This window comes from Flavobacterium cupriresistens (assembly GCF_020911925.1).
In the GTDB taxonomy this organism is placed as follows: Bacteria; Bacteroidota; Bacteroidia; order Flavobacteriales; family Flavobacteriaceae; genus Flavobacterium; species Flavobacterium cupriresistens.
Window position 1 is genome coordinate 4,527,396 of record NZ_CP087134.1, and the last position, 22,514, is coordinate 4,549,909.

Here is a 22,514-nt window from a genome sequence, read left to right on the forward strand (position 1 = left end):
TTTTAATTTTTAGATTCTTTTACCAATACATCAAAATTTCTACTGTTATTTTTCTCCAATACGATTTCACCATCTTTCATCAAAATGGTTCTCTGAGAAAAAGACGCATCATGTTCAGAATGTGTTACCATTATAATTGTTGCACCATTAGCGTGTAAATCCATTAATAATTCTATAACTTCATTCCCACTTTTACTATCCAAATTTCCCGTTGGCTCGTCAGCTAAAATAAGTAATGGATCATTGATTAGCGCTCTTGCTACAGCAACACGCTGTTGTTGTCCTCCTGAAAGCTGCTGTGGAAAATGTTTTAATCGGTGAGAAATTCCTAATTTATTAGCTATCACTTCTATCTTTCTTTTTCGTGCTACCGCCGAAACCTTATTATAAATTAGTGGTAGTTCTATATTATCGTAGACAGAAAGTTCGTCAATCAAATTAAAATTTTGGAATATGAATCCAATATTTTCTTTTCTTGCTTTGGATCTGTCTTTTTCTTTTAATCCAACCATTTCTTTATTCACCAACTGATAACTTCCACTATCGGCACTGTCTAACAATCCTAAAATATTCAATAAGGTTGATTTTCCACTTCCTGATGGCCCCATAATGGAAACAAAATCTCCTTGATTTACTTTTAGAGTAATATTACTTAATGCCTTTGTTTCAACTTCCTCTGTTCTAAAAACTTTTGAAAGATTCTTAATTTCAATCATCGTTATTTTTTTTAAATTTTTATCTATTCTTGTAGGTCTAATACTTCTACTTGTTTATAATCTTTATAGGAAGAAGTGATCACTTTTTCGCCTGTTTTCAATCCACCTATGATTTCATAGTACAAAGGGTTTTCTCTACCTAGTTTGATCTCTCTTCGTTCAGCTTTATTTCCATTAACTACAAAAATCCATTTTCCACTGGTTTCTCCATAGAAACCTCCCTTAGCCAATAGGTTGGTCTTTGTCTTTTCAGAAAGATTTAATTTAACTCCGAAACTTAAACCTTGCTTTAAATCTAGTTTATTTGCGGACACAAAATCTAATTCTACTTGAAACCTTCCGCTCTTTACTTCGGGAATTACTCTTGTTATTTGAACATCAACGGTCTTATCATTAAAATCCACAGTTCCTTTTTGACCGATTGCTATTCTATCCAGATAGAATTCATCAACGTCTGCCGAAAGTTTATACCCCTTCCTGTCATCGATAGTCCCGATACTTGTATTCTGGGTATAAGTCTTACCCAAAATTGGCTCAAAAGAAGATAATCTTCCGGAAAGAGGAGCTGTAATTAAAAAGTTCTTTTGGTTATTTCGTAGCACCTCTAAACTTTTATTCATAACAGCAATGGACTGATTAAGCTGCACTATTTGGATTTGATTTGCCTGCTTCTCCTTCTTTACACTTTGTTTAATAATATTCATCCGCTCTTGCTGAAAACGAAAATTTTCTTTAGTCTTCACCCACTCACTTTTTGCCAGTATTTGTTCTTCAAAGAGCTTTTTATTCAAGTCATATAAATCTTCAGCATCTTGATAATCATGTCCAATTGAAATCAAATCTTTTGCTAAACTCAATTCTTGATTTCTTAAATCAAGCTTAGCTTTATTCAAATTATTAATTTGTTCAATAATTGCTGTTTCTTGTTGCATATAAGCCAACTCAGCATTTGGATTATATAATCTTACCAATGACTGTCCTTTTGTTACACGATCGCCATTTTCAACAAAAATTTCCTGAACTGCACCACCTTCAATAATATTAATCAGCATTGAATTTAAAGGAACCGCTTTAGCTTGAAAAGACATGAAATCTTCGAAAGAATTCCTTTCAATTGTTTTAATAGTTATTTCACTCTTTTTTATAGTGAGGGTTCTTTTTTTAGTGGCTGAAATAAAAATGAAATACCCCAAAAACAACATAATTATGAAAGAGATTATTAGATATTTATTTTTGCTACTTTTACGTACTACTTTACTGTCCATTGCAATTATTTACTAACCCTTAAAGAGAATATTGTGCCATAAATCCAAATTTCGTAATAGCCTTATTTTTAAGTTATTATTTTTAAAGAAATCTGAAAAGTGTTCGTTTTTGAACACGGTGTGTACGAAAATGAACAATCATGAACAAGACTAACGCTTCCATATTAGTTATAGATGATCAAGAAGATATTCTTTTTGCTTCAAAATTGCTATTGAAAAAATATTTTGAATCTATTTACACCATTAATAATCCGGCAAATATGATTGACATATTAAAGGAAAATAGCATTAATGTGGTCTTGCTGGATATGAATTATAGAATAGGATTTGAAGACGGAAAAGAGGGATTACGTTTATTAAAAGAAATAAAAACAATTTCACCAACTACTGTTGTTATTTTAATGACCTCTTTTGGCAAAATAGAAACAGCTGTCAAAGGTTTAAAATCTGGTGCTTTTGACTATATTTTAAAGCCATGGACGAACGAAGAATTGTTAGATATTGTGAAACAAGCTGTTCATAAGAGTCGGAAGGGAATTAAAAAAACAAATAGTAAAAAAAATACAACTGATTATTTCTTAAGTAATTCAGAGGTAATGAAAAAAGCGTATTCATTAGCTGATAAAGTAGCTAAAACGGATGCTAATGTTTTAATCCTTGGAGAGAATGGAACGGGTAAATTTGTTTTATCGCATTATATTCATTGTCAATCTGAAAGAGGAAACAATCCTTTTATTCATGTAGATCTGGGTTCATTAAATTCTAATATTTTTGAAAGTGAATTGTTTGGTTACGCAAAAGGTGCTTTTACAGACGCCAAAAGCGATACCGCCGGACGTTTTGAAATGGCCCAAACAGGGACTATTTTTTTGGATGAAATCGGAAATGTACCCCTCCATCTGCAAGCTAAACTTTTGCAGGTAATTCAAACCAAAACAGTAACAAGATTAGGTGAATCAACTGCGAGACCTCTGGATGTGCGCATTATTACTGCCACTAATTTAGAGTTGCAACAAGAGGTTGAGGATAAGAATTTTCGTGAAGATTTGTACTATCGTATTAATACAATGGAAATTACTTTGCCTCCGTTAAGAGATAGAGAGGAAGATAAAATCCCATTAGCCCATTACCTTTTAAATAAAATGCTTACTAAATACAACAAGGATGCTATAACCTTTGATGAAAAAGCCTTGGATCAAATAAAAATTCATGCTTGGAAGGGAAACATAAGAGAAATGGAAAACCGAATAGAACGTGCCGTAATTATCTGCGAAAACAATCTTATTAATTCCTCCGATTTAGATTTGGAAAAAATAACAAAAATAGAAAATACGGATATTCAACTTTCAGCAGTTGAAAAAACTGCTATTGAAAAAATATTAGCAAAAAACAATAATAACATCCTAAAAACAGCAGAGGAATTAGGTTTGTCCAGAGCAGCACTATACAGACGTTTTGAGAAATATAATATTAGTACTAAATAACATGTTCAAATCTTTTAAAACGTTTCAAGTCGTAATCTTTAAAATACTTTTAATTCTTTGTTGCACCGAAATTTCCCTATTTCTACTTAAAAAAAACTTGTTGCTTTCGTTTGTATTTTTTCTACTTATAATTTTATTTCTAATTATTGAAATTTGTTATTATATAAAAAATGCATTTTTACTTTACGATAAAACAATTATTTCAATTTTAAATAATGATTTCTCATCCGATTTTTCAAAACATAAATCTTATAAAAATTATGCGAACTTATTTCAATTATATGAAACTTTAAAAAATAAAGAGAGTTTAGAAATATCAAAAGATATTATTTATCGTTCCATTTTAAACAACATAGATACAGGGATAATTATTCTAAAAAAAGAGGGAGAAGATTGGGATGTCTTTTTGATGAATAATTATTTTTCAAAGCATTTTGATATACCGAAAATAACAAAGTGGAAATATCTTAAAAAATTTCTACCCTCTCTGTACCAAATTATTGAAAAAAATGATTTTAAGGAAGTAAAAATACCACTGGAAATAAGCTTTAAGCACCAAGATGCACAGCTTTATGTAATGCAAACTTCCAGAAGCGAAATTTATGATCAGGATTATTTTATTATTTTACTGAACTCCATTCAAAATTTAATAGAAAAAAAAGAAAAACAAGCCTGGGTAAATCTTATGAATGTGATTTCTCATGAACTTTTGAATTCCATAACCCCAATAAGATCTATTTCTAAAAATCTGCAAGAATTAGTACAGCAGGAAGTCATTTCAACAGAAGATCTGGAAGATGTCAAAAATAGCGTGTCTACTATATTAAGACGAAGCGATCATTTACAACAGTTTGTCGAAAGTTATCGCAAATTAGCCATGCTCCCTGCACCCAAAAAACTAAGCACTGAATTATCGAAGTGGATTGAAAATGGTCTGAAAATTATGGCTGTCCTATTTGAAAAAGAAAATATTGAAGTTATAAATACCATTTCTTTCGACCGTCTCATATCCATTGATAATCAACAAATGGAACAGGTACTCATTAATCTTTTGACAAATTGCATTCACGCTTTGGCTGGAATGGAAAAAAAACAAATTATTATTTCCGCCGAAATCAAAGAGAGGAGAACTTTTATTATGATTAGCGACTCAGGAAGGGGTATTGAAAAAGAAATACAAAAGAAAATATTTTTACCCTTTTTTACTACTCGCAAAGAAGGAGCAGGAATTGGATTGACATTGTCAAAAAGTATTATTGAATCCCATGGTGGTTATCTTACTTACCGCATTATAAATAAGAAAACAACTTTTTCGATTTGTCTTTTAGATGAATAGTACTTTCAATACTATTATATTTTTACAAAAAAAACAAACACTTAATTAGCAAGTATCTCTGTCTTTAATACTTGGTACCTAATTTTTGCACTTGTATCATAAGTTCCGGCATCAGTAATACTTTTTATATTCCAATACTCTTGATCTTGTAAATGGTTACTACTATTAAGATAACAGCAATAGTTTCAATTCTAACAATCTTTTTTTGTATTCTTACCCTTCAAATTTCGCTTTATTTTGCTATAGGCATTCTACAATATCAACACCTGAGTATTTAAGTGTTATTAAGCTACTAGAGGTATTAATAATCTTGCTGACGTTATTCTGGTCATTGTTTATTCTGTACTATTACATTCAGTTTACTAAATTACCCTCTAACCTCTTTTAAACACCAAGTTCACAAAGATTTCATAAACAATACAAAGAAAAATTTTAGATGAAACTACCCAATTTATATCTGTAAATTTGATCATTACAGCAGTTATAATGGCGTTTCCTATATGTGCTGCTTAACCGCAAAGCACGCAAGGATTTACGCAAGGAGTCGCAAAGTAAATCTAAACTGAACTTACATCACTTATATGGTTTAAAAAAACCAACAACCAAAAAGTTATATAAAACAAAAAACCCTATCCGATTTGGATAGGGTTTTTAAAAGAAAGGCGACGACATACTCTCCCACATAACTGCAGTACCATCTGCGCAGGCGGGCTTAACTACTCTGTTCGGGATGGGAAGAGGTGAGCCCCGCCGCAATAACCACCTTAAGGTCGTTGTTACTTGAGGTAACGTACAATTAATTAAAAATTTAATATTAATAATTAAATAATTGCAACAATATCTTAACATACTGAGATAAAGAATATAAAAAAGTCCTTGACATGAGTCGAAGGGAGAAAGTTTCTTCCCCACACCGAAGTGTGGGGAAAAGGGTGTACATAAGCTTACGGATTATTAGTACTACTCGACTATGACATTACTGCCTTTACATCTATAGCCTATCAACGTGGTCATCTTCCACGATCCTTAAAAGAAATCTCATCTTGTGGTGGGTTTCGCGCTTATATGCTTTCAGCGCTTATCCCTTCCAAACGTAGCTACTCTGCGGTGCCCCTGGCGGGACAACAGATACACTAGAGGTTTGTCCAATTCGGTCCTCTCGTACTAGAATCAGATCCACTCAAATTTCTAACGCCCACAGTAGATAGAGACCGAACTGTCTCACGACGTTCTGAACCCAGCTCGCGTGCCACTTTAATGGGCGAACAGCCCAACCCTTGGGACCTTCTCCAGCCCCAGGATGTGACGAGCCGACATCGAGGTGCCAAACCCCCCCGTCGATATGAGCTCTTGGGGGAGATCAGCCTGTTATCCCCGGCGTACCTTTTATCCTTTGAGCGATGGCCCTTCCATGCGGAACCACCGGATCACTATGCTCTACTTTCGTACCTGATCGACCTGTATGTCTCTCAGTCAAGCTCCCTTATGCCATTGCACTCTACGCACGGTTACCAAGCGTACTGAGGGAACCTTTAGAAGCCTCCGTTACTCTTTTGGAGGCGACCACCCCAGTCAAACTACCCACCAAGCAATGTCCCCCACAACGCGGGGTTAGGCCTCAGATAAACAAAGGGTTGTATTTCAACAATGACTCCACAACGCCTAGCGACGCCACTTCACAGTCTCCAACCTATCCTACACATCATTTATCCAAGGTCAATACTAAGCTATAGTAAAGGTGCACAGGGTCTTTTCGTCCCACTGCGGGTAAACGGCATCTTCACCGTTACTACAATTTCACCGAGCTCATGGCTGAGACAGTGTCCAGATCGTTACACCATTCGTGCAGGTCGGAACTTACCCGACAAGGAATTTCGCTACCTTAGGACCGTTATAGTTACGGCCGCCGTTTACTGGGGCTTCAATTCAATGCTTCTCCGAAGATAACATCTCCTCTTAACCTTCCAGCACCGGGCAGGTGTCAGGCCCTATACTTCATCTTACGATTTTGCAGAGCCCTGTGTTTTTGATAAACAGTCGCCTGGACCTCTTCACTGCGGCCAGCTTGCGCTGGCGACCTTTCTCCCGAAGTTACAGGTCTATTTTGCCTAATTCCTTAGCCATGAATCTCTCGAGCACCTTAGGATTCTCTCCTCAACTACCTGTGTCGGTTTACGGTACTGGTACTAATTACCTGAAGTTTAGAGGTTTTTCTTGGAAGCCCTTAGGCGCACTATCTCTTTGTCCGAAGACTCCGAGTACTATCGTATTTCCCCAAGCCGCGTGGATTTGCCTGCGCAGCTTATAGGTAGGTACTTCAACGAACTATTCCGTCAGTTCGCGGCGCTTTCATCACTCCGTCACCCCATCACAGTAATTAGTAGTACGGGAATATTAACCCGTTAGCCATCGACTGTCCCTTTCGGGTTCGCCTTAGGACCAGACTAACCCACAGCTGATTAGCATAGCTGTGGAAACCTTAGTTTTTCGGTGTGCGGGTTTCTCGCCCGCATTATCGTTACTTATGCCTACATTTTCTTTTCTAACCAGTCCAGCATACCTTACGATACACCTTCAACCCTGTTAGAATGCTCCCCTACCACTTACAGTAAACTGTAAATCCATAGCTTCGGTAATATGCTTATGCCCGATTATTATCCATGCTCGTCCGCTCGACTAGTGAGCTGTTACGCACTCTTTAAATGAATGGCTGCTTCCAAGCCAACATCCTAGCTGTCTGGGCAGACAAACCTCGTTCTTTCAACTTAGCATATATTTGGGGACCTTAGCTGATGGTCTGGGTTCTTTCCCTCTCGGACTTGGACCTTAGCACCCAAGCCCTCACTGTTATCAATCATTATATAGCATTCGGAGTTTGTCAGGAATTGGTAGGCGGTGAAGCCCCCGCATCCAATCAGTAGCTCTACCTCTATATAACTAAAATAACGCTGCACCTAAATGCATTTCGGGGAGTACGAGCTATTTCCGAGTTTGATTGGCCTTTCACCCCTACCCACAGGTCATCCGAAGACTTTTCAACGTCAACCGGTTCGGACCTCCACACTGTGTTACCAGCGCTTCATCCTGCCCATGGGTAGATCACACGGTTTCGCGTCTAACACTACTGACTAAAGCGCCCTATTCAGACTCGCTTTCGCTACGGATCCGTGGCTTAACCACTTATCCTTGCCAGCAACGTTAACTCGTAGGCTCATTATGCAAAAGGCACGCCGTCACCCCACGAAAGGGCTCCGACCGCTTGTAAGCGTATGGTTTCAGGATCTATTTCACTCCGTTATTCACGGTTCTTTTCACCTTTCCCTCACGGTACTGGTTCACTATCGGTCTCTCAGGAGTATTTAGCCTTAGCGGATGGTCCCGCCAAATTCAGACAGGGTTTCACGTGCCCCGCCCTACTCAGGATACCACTATCTATTACACTTGTTACCTATACGAGGCTATCACTCTCTATGGCATAACTTTCCAGTCACTTCTAGTTCCTTGTGCATAAAATGTCGTGGTCCTACAACCCCAATCTTGCCGTAACAACATTGGTTTGGGCTAATCCGCGTTCGCTCGCCACTACTTACGGAATCACTTTTGTTTTCTTCTCCTCCGCCTACTTAGATGTTTCAGTTCAGCGGGTTTGCCCACCTATCGGTGTACTATGTCTTCAACATAGTGGGTTGCCCCATTCAGGTATCTACGGATCAATCGGTGTGTGCCCGTCCCCGTAGCTTTTCGCAGCTTATCACGCCTTTCATCGCCTCTGAGAGCCAAGGCATCCCCCATACGCCCTTATTTTGCTTATTGTACCAATCATAAAATCAATTATGACCGTTTTTTTTTGTCTTTTATTATCCGTATTACTACCAATAACAAAAAACGCTTTCTACTTTTTATTATTTCTTATCTCAATATGTCAATGAACTTTTATTTACTACTTTTATAGTAAATCAGTGGAGAATAACGGAGTCGAACCGTTGACCTCCTGCGTGCAAGGCAGGCGCTCTAGCCAGCTGAGCTAATCCCCCATTTTGCAATCTTAGATTGTAGAATTCAGATTTTAGATTTCTTAATTCTTCTCTAATTTCTTTGGTGAATTCCAACTTCTAGAATTTCCTTTTTTTAAGCTTTTCAGTCTTTTTAAGTTACTTTTAATTATAAATTTTTGATTTTTAATTAATTCTCTTTAAAAAGTAGTCCCGGGCAGACTCGAACTGCCGACCCCTACATTATCAGTGTAGTACTCTAACCAGCTGAGCTACGAGACTCTGTTTTACTTAAATTTATTATTTGAACTAACAGCAAGAGTAATAAAATTTCATGATTCAGAAACATTTAGATCTGCATCTTTTTTCCTAACCGTGCAATTGCTTGCTAACACTTAGGCTCTAGAAAGGAGGTGTTCCAGCCGCACCTTCCGGTACGGCTACCTTGTTACGACTTAGCCCTAGTTACCAGTTTTACCCTAGGCAGCTCCTTGCGGTCACCGACTTCAGGCACCCCCAGCTTCCATGGCTTGACGGGCGGTGTGTACAAGGCCCGGGAACGTATTCACCGGATCATGGCTGATATCCGATTACTAGCGATTCCAGCTTCACGGAGTCGAGTTGCAGACTCCGATCCGAACTGTGACCGGTTTTGTAGATTCGCTCCTGGTCGCCCAGTGGCTGCTCTCTGTACCGGCCATTGTAGCACGTGTGTAGCCCAAGGCGTAAGGGCCGTGATGATTTGACGTCATCCCCACCTTCCTCACAGTTTGCACTGGCAGTCTTGTTAGAGTTCCCGACATGACTCGCTGGCAACTAACAACAGGGGTTGCGCTCGTTATAGGACTTAACCTGACACCTCACGGCACGAGCTGACGACAACCATGCAGCACCTTGTAAATTGTCTTGCGAAAAGTCTGTTTCCAAACCGGTCAATCTACATTTAAGCCTTGGTAAGGTTCCTCGCGTATCATCGAATTAAACCACATGCTCCACCGCTTGTGCGGGCCCCCGTCAATTCCTTTGAGTTTCATTCTTGCGAACGTACTCCCCAGGTGGGATACTTATCACTTTCGCTTAGCCACTGAACTTGCGCCCAACAGCTAGTATCCATCGTTTACGGCGTGGACTACCAGGGTATCTAATCCTGTTCGCTACCCACGCTTTCGTCCATCAGCGTCAATATATTAGTAGTAACCTGCCTTCGCAATTGGTATTCCATGTAATCTCTAAGCATTTCACCGCTACACTACATATTCTAGTTACTTCCTAATAATTCAAGTCTAGCAGTATCAATGGCCGTTCCACCGTTGAGCGATGGGCTTTCACCACTGACTTACCAAACCGCCTACGAACCCTTTAAACCCAATGATTCCGGATAACGCTTGGATCCTCCGTATTACCGCGGCTGCTGGCACGGAGTTAGCCGATCCTTATTCTTACAGTACCGTCAAGCTGGTTCACGAACCAGTGTTTCTTCCTGTACAAAAGCAGTTTACAATCCATAGGACCGTCATCCTGCACGCGGCATGGCTGGATCAGGCTTGCGCCCATTGTCCAATATTCCTCACTGCTGCCTCCCGTAGGAGTCTGGTCCGTGTCTCAGTACCAGTGTGGGGGATCTCCCTCTCAGGACCCCTACCCATCGTAGCCTTGGTAAGCCGTTACCTTACCAACTAGCTAATGGGACGCATGCTCATCTTTTACCGTTGTGACTTTAATAATTAAATGATGCCATTCAATTATACTATGAGGTATTAATCCAAATTTCTCTGGGCTATCCCTCTGTAAAAGGTAGATTGCATACGCGTTACGCACCCGTGCGCCGGTCTCAAGCTCCGAAGAACTCTACCCCTCGACTTGCATGTGTTAAGCCTGCCGCTAGCGTTCATCCTGAGCCAGGATCAAACTCTTCATCGTATATTTTTTATATTATATTGCGATGCGTTCTCTAGTGCTTCTTTTCGAATCTCTCGATTCTATTACTCTTATTCTTTTGTTTTAACATCTCTGTTAAAACGGCTGTCAATTCAATATGTCTACGAACGTGTGTTTCTGTGTTTCGCTTGTGTTGCAAAGCGGGTGCAAAATTACATCTTTAATTCACATTTACAATACTTTCAACCCTCTTTTTTTACTCTTTTTTTCAAAGTTTTTCATAACAATCTGATAACATAAAGTTTACACTAAAAAACTCTTTAAGTAATTTTAAGATTATTCTTTCTTTTGTGCTATTTCAGCAAAAACATTGATTCTACGAACTCTATTTTTACATAATTTACAACATCTACCAAGCTTTAATGAAAATTTTCAAAACCTCATACGATATATAGACACTAATGCGCGCTCTGTAAATTACTATTGTAGGATAACAATGTCCTTTGCTATTCATATAATATTTTTCAAAGCACTAAAGACAACAAGTTACACACAGATACAACAAAGTCTCTGATTTTTAACTTAACATAAATTCCAGTCTTTATCTAAAAATTCATCCTCACCCGGCTCTTCTGTTTTGTAAGCAATCGCTTCCGGAATGGATGTCTTTGGAATGTTCACATGTATAATTGTATTTTCCTTAATAGTATCAAGTTGTTCCAAAACTTCTTCGAGTTCGTCGAGACTGCTAACTTCAAAACCTTTTCCCCCAAATACATCAACGAGCTTGGCATATTTCCAACGGTGCATTTCATTGTAGTCATAAACGCTGTTTAAATCGGGGATACTATATTCTACTTTGTCAGCGCCACGGAAAGGATTTGGGTTCACAAGCATTTGTTCAATACCATAAATACCATTATCCAACACAAAAACAATAGTATCATGTTTCAATTTATTCTGTGTTGATATTGCCTGACAGGTTTCCTGAAAAGCACCATCTCCAACAAATACTACTGGTCTTTTATCAGGTCTTGCACATTTTATTCCGGTTGCAGCAGGTACCGAATAACCGATAGAAAGCCATGATGCCTGCGCCACAAATCCATTAGGTTCTGCAATACGAATGCCTTGGGCACCCAATAAAGGGAAACCGGCATCGGCAACTACTATATGACTACCATTTATAAAGCTATTGATACGTTGAAAAAAAGTATCGTAGGTAAGGGCTGGTTTCTCTTTTTCCGTTATCTCGTCATCAGCTACAAAAAATGATTCAGGCAGGTAATTTGTGTCATACATTTCGTAGGCACTAAAGGTAACTTTGGTAAGTTCTTCTTTCAGAAATATCATAAAATCCCTTAGCGATACATTCGCTACATAAGAAGGACCTATCCTGACACCGCTGTGATTGGCAAGTACCGTATCGTCTTTCCAAACATCAAAACCACCCAGGTTTTTACCGGTGGTCCATACACCAAGGCCTATTTTTAGCTGGGCTTTTTCGAATTGTTCCTTAACATCTTTTGGAGATGCCTTGCCATTAAAAACCCCTTTGAACTTAGGATGGTTTTCGGATACGATTGATTTCCCGAGTATGGAAGTTACAAATTCCGTATTGGTAGTTTCAATCAGATCCAGGAATTCTTTTTGAATACCGTAGCGCTGGATTTCAATTCCGCCCCAGAAAATGATTTCTTTTCCACGAGCCATCGCAGCGACTCTTTGTGCTGCCTTGCGTGCGCTTGTTTGACATTTTGATGTCTCTCTTTCTACCAATGGAGCGACAGGCGGATTACATTCCATTCGCCATGCATCTTCAAAAACCTCAAGGTAAACCGGTCTTCCATATAAAATACAGGCATTCAGCACTGCATCAATTTTATAAGGAGCATCTGATGAACCTGTGATTTGTTCTGCCGCAACGGTAACATTTCGGAAGACATTGATGTTACTGTACATATCACCTGTCATATGTGATGCCAGCATGCCTTGAACAAGGCTTCGCTGCTGATCTTTGTTGGTCGGAGCCCCATTAATGACAAGCACAGGACAATGTTCTACATAAGAACCTGCAACGGAATTCAACAATGTAAATGCTCCCACTCCATAAGTTACCGCTACTGCTGCAAAACCATTTTGTCTTGCATAAGCATCGGTACAGTGTCCGGCATTTATTTCATTTGTATCATTAACGATTTTAATTTTCGCGTTTTTGTCCTCAAGGATCGTATTTAAAAACGGTGCGGTATAATTGCCCGCAATACCAAATAAGTGGGTGAGACCTAATTGTTCAAGGCGTATTTGCAGGTATTTTGCAACTGATATTTTTTTCTCTGACATCTTAAATCGGGTTATTGAGATTACCTGTATTTTCGTTAACTTCCAGTGCGGTACGGATTCCGGACTCGATAGCACCTTCTATCCAGGCATGTTTCAGGGAAGTATGCTCTCCAGCGAAATGTGCTTTTCCTTGCCAATCGGTCGAAATGATATGACGCTGTAATAACTGCAGCTGACCCGGGTTAAAGATTGCTGCTTCGCCATAAGCATAAGGATCACGCATCCAACTTTGTGTTGCGGCACCAATTAATTTTCCGGTTTCCCCTTTGCGGTTTTTGATGCTTGAAGTGATTACAGCAAGGTCGATAATGCGTTGCTGTTCTTTCTTATCATCGGAGTGCATAATGGCAAGATTTTTAAGTGCATAGAAATACCTGTCATCATCATCCATAGAATCCCAGCGGCTCGCTTCGTCTGACCAGCAATAGGAAGCCAGTACTACACCATGCCCTTTACTTCCTAAATCATTACTCGGATAATACGTAAAACGGTTGGAAAAATCAGTAATTGTACCACCCCCAACGATATTATACGGTGCTTCCTGCCACCATTTTTCACGAAATTCAAGCAATATTTTAGTAGCAGAATCATAATGCAATTCCCGAATTGCTTTTCGTTTTTCTTGCTCGAATTGTGGTGTTACATAAACGTGCCTTAGTGCCGAAAAAGGTATAGTCACAATTACTTCATCAAATTCCATATCACTAACAGATGTTTCTAATGCTTTGTACCCTGCATCTTCATAAAACTGGGAGTCGCGCTTCACCTCTATGTTTACCTCTATTTTTACCTTCTCATTGACAAGCATCATTTTTGTCATCCTGCAATCGAAATAGGTATTTTCTTCTAGTTTATGGGCTTTAAAAAAGGCATTGGGCAGCATGTCACATCCTCCTACAATTTCCATAAATTGCGTAGAATCTTTAATAATATTCTGCTCTATAAAACTCTGGATAAAATCGTAAGCCATCCTGGATTCCAGGTTTTGAATGACACCAATCATTTCGATAGCATTTTCTGAGTACATAGAATGTTCTTTCAAGAATCGACGCATCGAATATTCTCCGTAACGCTCGATCAGCAACGGCCAGTTTTTCATCGGATCTTCTGCAATAAAATCTTTAAGCGGATTGATGAGATTCGCCATTAACTGGTCGGCACGCATGTTTTCGCTACTACCCAAATTAAAGTCGAGCAATTCATTTACATCGACAATTTTCTTCTTATCCTTTGGAATATATTCATTTTGGACAACACGTTTTCGGTTAATATAGAAAAGAGAGTTTCTTGTAACTTCCGGTTCCGGTTTGGCAGGATCTGCCTGATGTGCAATTGCCTGAGCCTTATCGACAGACAAATAATAAAAAGGCTCTGTTTTGAGTCCTAGTTTTTCGATGTATCTGAGTACCATGTTATGTATAGTCGGGATACGCATTGCACCGGCTTCGCCATAAACGGTATCGTCTTCAAAGTATTTTTTGTCCGTAGAATTTCGGAAAGTCTTAATCCTTCCACCAACACGGGTATTAGATTCGACTATCGTTACATTATGGCCCGCTTCCTTTAACATCGCTCCAGCTACCATTCCGGCCATTCCGGCACCAATGATTAGTACGTCTTTTGGCTTATCTGTATGTGGAATTCCTTCGTCTATATATTTTAAATATTGCGTAATAATTGGGTCTTTTTCTTCATCGAGTAAGCCATGTAAGTAGTTTTCCATGATCAGGGAGTTTAGTTGTTTGATTTATACTATGTGAATAAAATCTTTATTAACAACAAATAAACTCACTAAAACTTTGATTATCGTGCGTAGTTCTACCTGTTTTTAGGAGATAGAAAGCCAATTTTTTTATCTCTCTGATTTAAAAAAGTATTTTAGGCTATTTAGAATAAGTATTCAAAAGTGGAGGTGATACTTTAATTGATACTAAAACAGAAAGCGGTCAACTACTCATAGCTCTAAGAGGTTAAAGAATTATGAATAGTAGTATTTATTCTTTGATTAACAAAAAGCATTATGCCTTAACTTAAATGTTATGAAGCCAATAGAAACTCTTACAGTAAAACTGATCCTGCCGCCACGTTCCTGAGAACCAAACAAAAAAACATGAAAAACGAGCAATTAAAGCCTGCCTACAACCCCCAGATCCCCACCGAGAACCAATTCATTAAAAGGTAACATCTCATCAAAATTCCTTTACCTGTCCAAAGTTATCAAGTCATTACTAATGGAGATCTGAATGTTACCAAAAAGAAAAAAACACAGTAGATAACCGTACGAAAAAATCAAAAACATCCCTAAAAAGGGCTAAAAAATAAATTAATTTCTGAGCGCCAGACTAATGACAATCCGCTATTTCTCATTTATGTAAAAAAATAACCATAAAATTAACATTGTCTCTTACAAATTTAGCAGAAATTAACTACTTTTACTCTACTATGCCTCACTAGCGAATATTACTCCTAAGGTCTTAATTATAATTTTATTATCCCCATATATAAATTAAATATCATCAACGAATGAAAAATTTAACCATTATAGGAATAACACCTTTTGAAAAGCCTGACGTCAATTTGATGTCTACACTACATCAGGCCGGAGCATTCCCCGTATTAAGTTTAGGAAATGATCTAACAATCGCTCAAGAAGCATTAAATCAACTTGACCGGATCAGTATACCTTCCTACGGTATCTATCTCACAAATGACAAGCTAGCATCACTTCAACTGTCCGAGCAGGTAAGTCTAGTTATCCTTCCCTTTGGGATCGCAATAAACACCTATCCTAATATATCACGGATTTATCAGGTAAGTAATCTTGAGCAAGCAAGAGAGGCTGAACAACTGGGAGCTATTGGAATTATTGTGAAAGGAAACGAAGCTGCAGGATTAGTTGGTTATGAATCTACCTTTGTTTTATTTCAACGTATCATACAAGAAATCAACACCATACCGGTATGGGTACAAGGAGGAATAGGCCTTCATACGGCCGCTGCTGCAACAGCACTTGGTGCAAAAGGTATTGTATTAGACAGTCAATTGGCACTATATCCGGAAAGTACCATTCCTCAAGAACTTAAAAATCTATGTTCAAAATTAAATGGGACAGAAACCAAGATCATCGCACATCATCGCGTTTTGGTTAGACCCAATTCGCCTGTTTTATCTGAAAATGTTTCTATCGAAGAGTTAGAACAGTATTTTAATGACCTTGACCTCAACAGGAGTTACATTCCTATGGGACAAGATATTGCTTTAGCAACGGAGCTGCATGAAAATTTCAAAACGCTAAAAAAATTGATTTTTGGATTTAAAGAAGCCCTATATGGCCATCTGAAGCAAGCAAAAGCAACACCAATTATTGACCAGAACAATCCATTAGCAAAACAACTTGGCCTGCGCTACCCTATTGCACAAGGCCCCATGACCCGCGTGAGTGATGTTCCGGCATTTGCCAATGCTGTAGCAGAAACGGGAGCTTTGCCTTTTATCGCGCTTTCCTTGCTCAAAGGTGAACAAGCAAGAGCACTAGTTGTAGAAACTAAAAAACTTGCCGGCGATAAAACTTGGGGTGTAGGTATATTAGGTTTTGCACCACAAGAATTGCGAGAAGAACAGACCGCTTATATCCTTGAAGCAAAACCTCCGGTAGTACTGATCGCGGGAGGGCGACCTGCCCAAGCTAAAGTATTTGAAAAAGCCGGTATCACAACCTTTTTACATGTCCCATCCCCTGCATTATTGGATATTTTCCTAAAAGAAGGTGCCAAAAATTTCGTCTTTGAAGGTCGGGAATGTGGTGGACATGTTGGCCCACTCTCCAGCACCGTACTTTGGGAAAAACAAATCGAACGCATCCTAAAAGAAGATCATCCGGAAAATATAAGTGTATTTTTTGCCGGTGGAATTCATAATGCTTTTTCTACAGCCTTTGTCTCTATAATGGCTGCCCCTCTGGCTGCCCGAGGTGTAAAGGTCGGTGTATTGATGGGAACAGCCTATTTGTATACACAGGAAGCTGTGCGTACAGGTGCCATTCAGCAAGAGTTCCAGCAACAAGCGATGCAAGCCAAAGATACCGTGCTGCTGGAAACTGCACCAGGTCATGAAACACGTTGTTTAAATACGGCATTCGCCTTATATTTTGAGGAGGAAAAGAAAAAACTCCAAGCCACTGGAATGGACAAAAAGCAAATTTGGGAACAACTTGAAAAACTGAATGTAGGACGTCTCAGGATTGCAGCAAAAGGTATTGACCGTCAAGGTGAAGCACTCGTTACTATACCTCAAAACCAACAGCTCGATTTGGGCATGTATATGATCGGACAAGTAGCCACCATGCACAACCAAGTGATTACATTGGAATCACTGCACCATGACGTTGCGATCGACAATCAAAAATATATTAAACAGGCAGCATTGCCACAAGAACCTTCATCAACCGAAAAAGCGTTGGATATCGCTATTATAGGTATGGAATGCGTGTTCCCGGGTGCCAAAAATTTAGCAGAATACTGGTGTAATATCATTCTTGGAAAAGACTGCGTCACCGAAGTACCGGACGAGCGATGGAATAAAGAAATCTATTATCAGCCTGATTCCAATGGTTCAGATGTATCCCATTCAAAATGGGGTGGATTTATTCCAAAAATAGATTTTGATCCCATAGAATTTGGTATTCCACCACAATCACTTGCAGCGATAGAGCCCACACAGCTTTTAACCTTACTTGTTGCCAAACGTGCCATGGAAGATGCCGGTTATGGTGAAAAACAAATCAACAGAGAAAATATATCGGTTATAATCGGCGCTGAAGGAGGAAATGATCTTGCCAACAGCTACAGTTTCAGAGGTTATTATAAACAAGTTTTTGGAGAACTTCATGAAGAAGTAGAAAAAGCATTCCCAAATACCACTGAAGATTCGTTCCCGGGTATATTAGCCAATGTTATTGCCGGAAGAATCACCAACCGTTTGGATCTGGGTGGAAGAAATTTTACCGTAGATGCTGCATGTGCCTCCTCACTGGCTGCCATTGATTTAGCATGTCAGGAACTGATATTGGGCAAATCGGATATGGTACTTTCCGGAGGAGTCGATTTACATAATGGTATCAACGATTATTTGATGTTTTCCAGCACACATGCCCTCTCCCGCAAAGGACGTTGCGCAACATTTGACAGTGCTGCCGACGGTATTGCTCTTGGCGAAGGGGTGGCCATTTTGGTTTTAAAACGATATGAAGATGCTGTACGTGATGGTGACCGTATTTATTCCATTATTAAAGGTGTGGGAGGATCCAGCGACGGTAAAGCCCTTGGTCTTACAGCACCACGAAAAATTGGTCAGGTACGCGCATTAGAACGTGCCTATGATCAAGCAGGTATCAGTGCAGCGGCTGTTGGTTTAGTCGAAGCTCATGGTACCGGAACAATAGTCGGAGATAAAACAGAACTTACTGCGCTCACCAATTTATTTAGCAGGTCGGGAGCTTTACCGGCTCAGACACATCTGGGATCTGTAAAAACCCAAATTGGGCACACCAAATGTGCTGCCGGTTTAGCTGGACTTATCAAAGCCGCTATGGCAGTATTTCATGGCGTAAAACCTCCTACTCTTCATCTGCAACAGCCCAATGCCTACTTCAATGCAGATACAAGCCCTTTTGCTTTTCACGCAGCAACAGGATTATGGTCCGAAAAAAAACGGTATGCCGGTATTAGCGCCTTTGGCTTTGGCGGCACCAATTTTCATATGGTAATCGAAAATCATCCTCAAAAAGAAGAAACCGCCATACTACAATCTTGGCCATCCGAACTATTCGTCTTCCGTGGTGACGATTATGATCAAGCCAAAATTCAATTAGGGCAGGTAAAAACTTTATTGGAAATCAATGATAGCCTAACCTTAAAAGACATTGCTTACAGCTTAGTCGCCGGTTCCGAAAAACCGATTCAACTAAGCATTGTGGCAGATACAGCCGAAGATTTGGTAATGAAAATAGAACTCTTGTTAACGGGCATTGAAAGTAAAGACATCTTTATTGTCAACAAACGAGCCGGTAAAACTGCATTTCTGTTCCCCGGTCAAGGCAGCCAACACCTTCATATGGCACGAGAGCTATTTGTACTATTTCCGTCCTTGCGCAAAATTATCGCACAATATCCGGATTTAGAAAAAGTGGTCTTTCCTTCCGCTACATTTGATACCGCGATATTAAAAACCCAAAAAGAAACTATTAAAGATACACGTCTGGCGCAACCTCTTTTAGGCATTGTAGATCTTGCCTTAGCTCAATTGCTACAGTCATTTGGCATTATACCTGATATGTTGGCAGGACATAGTTATGGAGAGTTACCCGCATTATGTTTTGCCGGTGTATTTGACGAGCAACAGTTGGTTGAACTCAGTAGCAAACGGGCACAATCTATTTTAGATGCTATTCAAGATGGTGATCCCGGAACTATGGTAGCCCTAAACATCGATGCAGATCGCTTGAAAACGATTCTTGACCAACATCAAGATTGTTATCCTGTCAATTATAATTCACCAACTCAATGCGTTGTTGCCGGAAGCACTGCAGCCATCGACAAATTTATAGTGTTACTTAAAAACGAACGTATTTCATACAAAAAACTAGAGGTCGCCTGTGCCTTTCACAGTCCTTTGGTAAGTAAATCGAAAGATTTGTATGCGAATGTTTTGAAAGAAATTCCTTTTCAGGAAATGCAGATTCCGGTTTGGTCCAACACCACAGCAACCTTATACCCTACTTTGGCAGCTGATATCAAACTACAATTGACCGATCACTTGGTCCAACCTGTACATTTTGCTGACGAAATCCAAGCGATGTATGCCGATGGGGCAAGGATATTTATTGAAGTAGGTCCCGGAAAAGTATTGTCCGGATTAACAAAAGCTTGCTTAAACCAAGAAGAGCTGACACTACATGTCGACGATAACAACCGTAACAGTCTTACCCATCTCCTTTGTATGCTTGCGCAATACCTTGGAACTGGTCACACCTTTAATTTAAATAAACTTTTTGAAGACAGACACGCGACTTTAATCCAGATTGATCAACCTGACCTTTACCAAAAAAGTCCAACGATTTGGCGGGTAAATGGACAAGCTGCTCATCCAACAACAGGTACATTACCTGCTCATGGTGCGTTGCCTATAGTAACTCCCATTCAAATAACAAACGCTACGATCATCCAAACACCTGAGACACAACCTGCCGTAGAACACATTCTACAAGAATATTTAAACAGCATGAAGATGTTGATCCAAGCACAACGAGATGTCATGCTTTCCTTCTTAGGACAGCAGGGACACCTAAGTCCCGTTCCCGTTTATGCTACAGCAGTAGAAAATAGACCCGCTGATCCATTAGTATCTACGCTAATTACCAACGATAAACCGATCTCTAAAGTAACCGTACAAACACCAGCAACAGATATCAAATCCTTGTTGTTAACTGTAGTGTGTGAAAAAACAGGCTATCCTCAAGAAATGTTAGGAATGGAAATGGATCTGGAAGCGGATCTCAGTATTGATTCTATTAAAAGAATTGAAATCATCGGAACACTTCGCAGTGAACTCGGCATACTTACCGTTGCTCATGAAAATGAAGATACGGTCATGGAACAACTGTCAGCAATAAAGACTTTAAATGGGCTTCTAAGCTGGCTTACTGAATACACCGGCACTGTTGATTCAGCTACAACAAAAATTGAATTATCACACGAATCAGCTATACCAGCAGATAAAACTACCTGTACACTTGCAGAACTACAAAGTATCATTTTAGATATCGTGAGTGAAAAAACCGGCTATCCAAAAGAAATGTTAGGACTGGATCTGGATTTGGAAGCCGATTTAAGTATCGATTCCATTAAACGAATGGAAATCATCGGCGATCTAAAAGTCAAAATCGGATTTGGTGCTGACCAGGAGCAAGCTGATGATCTTATGGAAAAATTAGCAGCCATAAAAACGCTAAATGGTCTGGCAATCTGGATAAGTGAAATGAGCACAACTGAACCCATACAAAGTTTAGTAACACGCCTGCGATTTGATTTGATACCAACCGCTATTCCCGAAGGACAGAATACTGAAATACTAAAAGGAAAGTTATTTGCAATAGCCCCGGACAATGGAACTCAAACAGCGGCAATTAAAACGATACTGGAACAACATGGTGCAATTGTGCAATTGGTTCATGTTGAAGAAGATTTGAGCATTTTTGATGGACTGATTATTTCCGATATAGGCTCCGCTACTGTCAAACATAGTATCATCGACCACGTTGGTTTAATTAAAAAGATGGATCTTGAAAAAGCGCAATGGATTTATTTGATCTCAGATATCCCCGCACATGTTGAAGAATTAAAAGACCTCCGTGCACTGCGTCATTATCAGGGTTATCCCGGCTTATTCAAAAGTTTAGCCCGTGAGTTTGAACAAATTAACTTCAGGTTGATCAGTCTCAATACGGCACAGGAAACGGATCAAATAGCGGCAATTGCATTAAGTGAGATCCTGACAACAGACCAATCAGTTGAAGTCATTTATAAAGACAATCAACGACACAAAGTCGACATGATACCTTCGCCCATGTTAACAGCTCTTGACCAGGCACATGTCCAACTGGATCAAAAATCTGTTGTTTTAGTCCTCGGAGGCGGGCAAGGCATTACTTCTGAACTGGTCAAACATATGTCCGCAGCTTATCCCTGTACCTACATTCTTGTGGGCAGATCAATAGACCCGAGAGAAGTTATCGCCGATTCAAAAGAAGTAGAGTTAATGAAATCGAGAGAAGAAATCAGAAGCTACCTCATCAAAAGCGGTACTTTCACTACGCCACCTCAAATTGAAAAAGAGACCTCTCGTATTTTCAAAAACAATCAAATCCTGAGTACCATTCACCACATGGAACAATTGGGAAATAAAGTAGTATATCACTCCTTAGACCTTTGCGATGAAGAAGGATTGACACAACTACTCCATCATATTTATGAACAATACGGACAATTAGATGGTGTCATTCATGGCGCAGGTCTATTGGAAGACAAACTTTTCAAGCAGAAAACAACCAGTTCATTTGAACGTGTTTTTGACACAAAAGTAAAACCCTTACGCGTACTGGCGGAACAATTGCGTTCCGATTGTCAATTCGTAGTCCTGTTTTCAAGCATCGCTTCGGTCTATGGTAACAGAGGACAGACCGATTATGCAGCAGCAAACAGTGTGTTGGATGATTATGCCAATGCCTTAAACAAAAGGTTGAAAGGAAAAGTAATCTCGATCAACTGGGGACCATGGAAAGGGGCTGGAATGGTTACCTCATCATTGGAAAATGAGTACGAACGTCGCGGAATTTCATTGATACCACTAGAGGAAGGAAAAGAACTATTTCTGAACGAAATCAAATATGGAACCGAAAGTCAAGTATTAATCATGTCCGGTAAAAATTGGTAAAAACCGCTGTA

Annotated in this window: 7 protein-coding genes, 2 tRNA genes and 3 rRNA genes; 3 read left to right on the forward strand and 9 right to left on the reverse strand. The window is 39.4% G+C overall.

Translation table 11 applies throughout. The features are described from left to right. Positions 1-2: 2 nt before the first annotated feature. Together LNP23_RS18545 and LNP23_RS18550 are read right to left on the reverse strand one after the other, a co-directional pair. The gene (locus tag LNP23_RS18545) at positions 3-716 is read right to left on the reverse strand and encodes an ABC transporter ATP-binding protein (protein WP_230002360.1); all 714 of its coding nucleotides are present in this window, start codon (positions 714-716) and stop codon (positions 3-5) included. Between the two features lie 23 nt (positions 717-739). Beyond that, positions 740-1,981 (reverse strand): efflux RND transporter periplasmic adaptor subunit, encoded by a 1,242-nt coding sequence (locus LNP23_RS18550; protein ID WP_230002361.1) that lies wholly within the window; start codon positions 1,979-1,981, stop codon positions 740-742. Between the two features lie 140 nt (positions 1,982-2,121). Between LNP23_RS18550 and LNP23_RS18555 the strand changes: the two genes are divergently transcribed. Next, complete coding sequence (locus LNP23_RS18555; protein ID WP_230002362.1) at positions 2,122-3,465, forward strand: sigma-54-dependent transcriptional regulator; 1,344 nt, start codon at positions 2,122-2,124, stop codon at positions 3,463-3,465. 100 nt (positions 3,466-3,565) lie between these two features. Further along, positions 3,566-4,801, forward strand: a complete 1,236-nt coding sequence (locus LNP23_RS18560) for a sensor histidine kinase (RefSeq protein WP_230002363.1) — start codon at positions 3,566-3,568, stop codon at positions 4,799-4,801. A gap of 657 nt (positions 4,802-5,458) precedes the next feature. Here the strand turns inward: LNP23_RS18560 and rrf are convergent. The 7 genes from rrf to LNP23_RS18595 all read right to left on the reverse strand — a co-directional run bounded on the left by rrf (position 5,459) and on the right by LNP23_RS18595 (position 14,737). Next, a 5S ribosomal RNA gene (gene rrf / locus LNP23_RS18565) occupies positions 5,459-5,568 on the reverse strand. Between the two features lie 167 nt (positions 5,569-5,735). Next, positions 5,736-8,614 (reverse strand): 23S ribosomal RNA (locus tag LNP23_RS18570). A 147-nt stretch (positions 8,615-8,761) separates the two neighbouring features. Then, positions 8,762-8,835, reverse strand: a tRNA-Ala gene (locus LNP23_RS18575). Positions 8,836-9,001: 166 nt separating this feature from the next. Next, a tRNA-Ile gene (locus LNP23_RS18580) sits at positions 9,002-9,075 on the reverse strand. Positions 9,076-9,199: 124 nt separating this feature from the next. Then, positions 9,200-10,713, reverse strand: a 16S ribosomal RNA gene (locus LNP23_RS18585). Together the 16S, 23S and 5S rRNA genes with 2 tRNA genes alongside form the textbook arrangement of a ribosomal RNA operon. A 540-nt stretch (positions 10,714-11,253) precedes the next feature. Further along, positions 11,254-13,014: an alpha-keto acid decarboxylase family protein gene (locus LNP23_RS18590; RefSeq protein WP_230002364.1), complete on the reverse strand. Its 1,761-nt coding sequence runs from the start codon at positions 13,012-13,014 to the stop codon at positions 11,254-11,256. 1 nt (position 13,015) lies between these two features. Next, positions 13,016-14,737, reverse strand: a complete 1,722-nt coding sequence (locus tag LNP23_RS18595) for a flavin monoamine oxidase family protein (protein ID WP_230002365.1) — start codon at positions 14,735-14,737, stop codon at positions 13,016-13,018. 800 nt (positions 14,738-15,537) lie between these two features. Between LNP23_RS18595 and LNP23_RS18600 the strand changes: the two genes are divergently transcribed. Beyond that, positions 15,538-22,503: a type I polyketide synthase gene (locus LNP23_RS18600; protein WP_230002366.1), complete on the forward strand. Its 6,966-nt coding sequence runs from the start codon at positions 15,538-15,540 to the stop codon at positions 22,501-22,503. The last annotated feature ends 11 nt before the right edge of the window (positions 22,504-22,514 follow it).

What these genes read in the sequence shown, in the direction of transcription:
- LNP23_RS18545 (WP_230002360.1), bottom strand. Translation starts at nt 716, where the DNA reads ATGATTGAAATTAAGAATCTTTCAAAAGTTTTTAGAACAGAGGAAGTT.
- LNP23_RS18550 (WP_230002361.1), bottom strand. Translation starts at nt 1,981, where the DNA reads ATGGACAGTAAAGTAGTACGTAAAAGTAGCAAAAATAAATATCTAATA.
- LNP23_RS18555 (WP_230002362.1), top strand. Translation starts at nt 2,122, where the DNA reads ATGAACAAGACTAACGCTTCCATATTAGTTATAGATGATCAAGAAGAT.
- LNP23_RS18590 (WP_230002364.1), bottom strand. Translation starts at nt 13,014, where the DNA reads ATGTCAGAGAAAAAAATATCAGTTGCAAAATACCTGCAAATACGCCTT.
- LNP23_RS18595 (WP_230002365.1), bottom strand. Translation starts at nt 14,737, where the DNA reads ATGGAAAACTACTTACATGGCTTACTCGATGAAGAAAAAGACCCAATT.
- LNP23_RS18600 (WP_230002366.1), top strand. Translation starts at nt 15,538, where the DNA reads ATGAAAAATTTAACCATTATAGGAATAACACCTTTTGAAAAGCCTGAC.